At 59.4% G+C, this 3,080-nt stretch carries 2 protein-coding genes; one reads left to right on the top strand and one right to left on the bottom strand.

Going from position 1 to position 3,080, the window contains the following annotated elements:
- The first annotated feature begins 112 nt into the window (after window positions 1–112).
- Entirely contained in the window at window positions 113–1,333 is a 1,221-nt protein-coding gene (locus tag PY310_RS21290; protein ID WP_419095535.1) for an ISL3 family transposase, read from the top strand.
- Window positions 1,334–1,791: 458 nt separating this feature from the next.
- Here the strand turns inward: PY310_RS21290 and PY310_RS21285 are convergent, their stop codons facing one another.
- The gene (locus PY310_RS21285) at window positions 1,792–2,595 is read right to left on the bottom strand and encodes a hypothetical protein (protein ID WP_275216623.1); all 804 of its coding nucleotides are present in this window, start codon (window positions 2,593–2,595) and stop codon (window positions 1,792–1,794) included.
- Window positions 2,596–3,080: the final 485 nt, after the last annotated feature.

Here is a 3,080-nt window from a genome sequence, read left to right as displayed (position 1 = left end):
TCAGCCACCATCGCCATCAACGGCACCAACCAGACATTCGCCCCCAACATCGCCGCCGAGCAGCAGGTCATTCTCGACGCCCTCCACAAACCGAAACTCACGCACTAAGCAAATGAGCCAAGTCAGGTTGGAATGCCGTGCCGTTGATCCGGATGACTGGTGCCGTTCGTGTGGTGGCCAGGGCATCGCCCGCGGCACGGTCACACGTCCGCTCGCGCACGAACCGCTGGGATGGCGGCCGACGACGTTGCTGGTGAGGGTTCGCCGCTATAAGTGCACCGGGTGCGGTCGGGTGTGGCGGCTGGACATCTCCAAAGCCGCGCAACCCCGGGCGAAGATCTCCCGCCGCGGGCTGCGCTGGGCGCTGGAGGGGATCGTGTGCCAGCACCTGACCGTCGCCCGCGCCGCCGAAGGCCTGGGCGTGTCCTGGCATACAGCGAACAGCGCGATCCTTGCGGAAGGCAAGCGGGCGTTGATTGAGGACCCGGCCCGGTTAAACGGGGTGGCCGTTATTGGCGTTGATGAGCATGTCTGGCGGCACACCAGGCGTGGGGACAAGTACGTCACCGTGATCATCGACCTCACCCCGGTCCGTGACAGGACCGGCCCGGCGCGGTTGCTGGACATGGTCGAGGGCCGCTCGAAACAGGTCTTCAAAGCCCGGCTTGCCGAGCGGCCCGAGGCCTGGCGGGACGGGATCGAGGTCGTGGCGATGGACGGGTTCACCGGGTTCAAGACCGCAGCTGCCGAGGAGCTCCCGGACGCGGTCGAGGTCATGGATCCGTTTCACGTCGTCCGTCTTGCCGGCGATGCCCTGGACAGGTGCCGGCAGCGAGTTCAGCAGCAGACCATCGGGCACCGTGGACGGTCCAGGGATCCGCTCTACGCCGCCCGCCGGACCCTGCACACCGGGCACGATCTGCTTACTGACAAGCAGAAAGACAAGCTGGAGACCCTGTTCGCCGCGGACAACCATGCCGAGGTCGAAGCTACCTGGGGTGTCTACCAGCGGGTCATCGCCGCTTACCGCGACCCTGACGGCCCCAAAGGCAAACAGCTCATGCAAGCGTTGATTAGCGCAGTCAGTGCCGGTGTTCCTGCTCCACTGACCGAGGTCATTACGCTTGGCCGGACACTGAAACGCCGGGCAGGGGACGTGCTCGCGTACTTCGACCGGCCCGGGACCAGCAACGGCCCCACGGAAGCACTCAATGTCCGGCTGGAACACCTCCGTGGCTCCGCACTCGGCTTCAGGAACCTTGCGAACTACATCGCCCGATCACTCCTCGAGACCGGCGGATTCATTCCGCAATTACACCGTCAAATGCGATGAGCCAGTGATCGCCGCCGACCGCGGTGCGTGGAGCCACATCCGCAACGCTTCCCGGAAGGCCGCGGAGGGGTCGATCGCGACGACCTGCACGGCCGGGCGTCAAACCAGGGGACGGGCCAACAGTCACTCCCCAACAGTCAACCACGCCCAAGACTTGGCCGGTGTCCAGGCCTTCGTGGCGGTGTCCCGAAAGTAGCGCACGAACCGGAACCGGTGTTCATCAATGCCCAGCATTCCGGGACTGAACCGCTGTACGCCCGGGAGCCCGAGCAGACACGATTCATTCAGCGCCGCGCGGACCATCCTCCAGGACACGGCCAAGCCGGCGGCGGTCTCCAAAACGGCTCTGCCCGAACGGATGACTGCATCCACGAGGTGGTCCCGGAGCCGATCGACCAAGTGCGTTGCCTCGGCCATGCCGGTCAGCAGCTTCGCAGGATTTTGGGCATGTTGGTTTGTCAGGGGGAAGCTAGCATTCCGAGTTCTTTTCGCAGCTCTTCGAGAACCCGTGAGTCTTTCACCATATGTAAATTGGCAACTTTGCGGTGATCAACAATTGCGCACTTGGGATCAATGAACCATATCAATATCCGTAGGTTGAGCGCTGCGGCAATGAGGCGATCCCAGCTCGTCGGGTCTCCCGCAAGTGCAGAAGCGATAAGGCGGTCTAAGTCGAAGAACCATCTTCTGAACTGGATATCTTGGGTGTAGGTCAATGCGAAATCCGTAAAATCCCGAACTTTCCCCTCAGGGGTCAGCATTTTCTCTCCGATTGCAGTTAGCATGAGGCGCGGTACTTGGGAGGCATCAACGTTCTCCTGATGTTCCACCGCCCTGAAGTATGCAAAACTACTAAGAGCCCGGAATATACCGTTGAGTCTTCGAGTGAAAAGTTTTCCCTGGCGTTGAGATTCGCGCGGCAGGTAGCCGAGATCTCGTTCTATTATTCGTACCAGCGCCAGATACTCACCGAATATAAATAGCGTACTTAGATGGTAATATTCGGAGTCTTTATACCAGTTCTTATCACTGTTTCGAACTATGTTGTTAATCCGGCGTTCGAGACTGTCGGCGGATCTCATCAGTGGGATGGAATAACGATTGGTGACTTCCCTTAGGCCACGCTTAGCGCTCAATCGGGGCCGGAGCAGGTCCTCAAAAAAGAACTTTGTTGAAGCGCCAGTGAGGCCACCGATGAAGCCGGAGAGTAGTATCCAAATGACACTGTACTGGGAAAAGGACTGACTAACCCATTCAAACATGCCTTCTCCTTTTTACTAGCGCGGTGAGTTTGCCGCATGAGTACTCATTATCGGCCATTAAGTGTTCAGGAGTGCGATGTCGATCTAGGACGCGCAGACCAGAGGCAGATAGCAAGGGGTTTGGCGGGGCGGCCCTCATGTCAACTGCTGCATGCGGTTGCGCGGCAATGGACTCCCCTGAACCGCTGGCTTGGTCATCTCATCGGAAGACTCATGCTGACGCGGACATGCCCATGGAGGTGGACATAGCTTGGATAACTGGCTCGGTAGCGCACGAGGTATCTTTCGTGGCGCCACTTCCTTGTCATTGCAGGAAAGGTCGTTGGCAGATCGGAATGGTGCCGGAGGATGGGCGTTGCCCTGTTGCCTCATTGCAATACCTCCGGGAAGACTTATTCGTTGCCTCATCTGAAAACCTCCGGTTGAGGGTTTCGTTGCCTCATTGAAAAACCCCCGGTTCTTCAGTTGTTCCAGGCCTTGTTGAC

Source organism: Pseudarthrobacter naphthalenicus (genome assembly GCF_029076445.1).
GTDB lineage: Bacteria > Actinomycetota > Actinomycetes > Actinomycetales > Micrococcaceae > Arthrobacter > Arthrobacter naphthalenicus.
The sequence above is the reverse complement of the archived record's forward strand: the minus strand, read 5'-3'. Positions and strand labels throughout refer to the sequence as shown.

Bases quoted from the DNA above. Each gene is read 5' to 3' on its own strand.
- PY310_RS21285 (WP_275216623.1), bottom strand. From the start codon at position 2,595: ATGTTTGAATGGGTTAGTCAGTCCTTTTCCCAGTACAGTGTCATTTGG.
- PY310_RS21290 (WP_419095535.1), top strand. From the start codon at position 113: ATGAGCCAAGTCAGGTTGGAATGCCGTGCCGTTGATCCGGATGACTGG.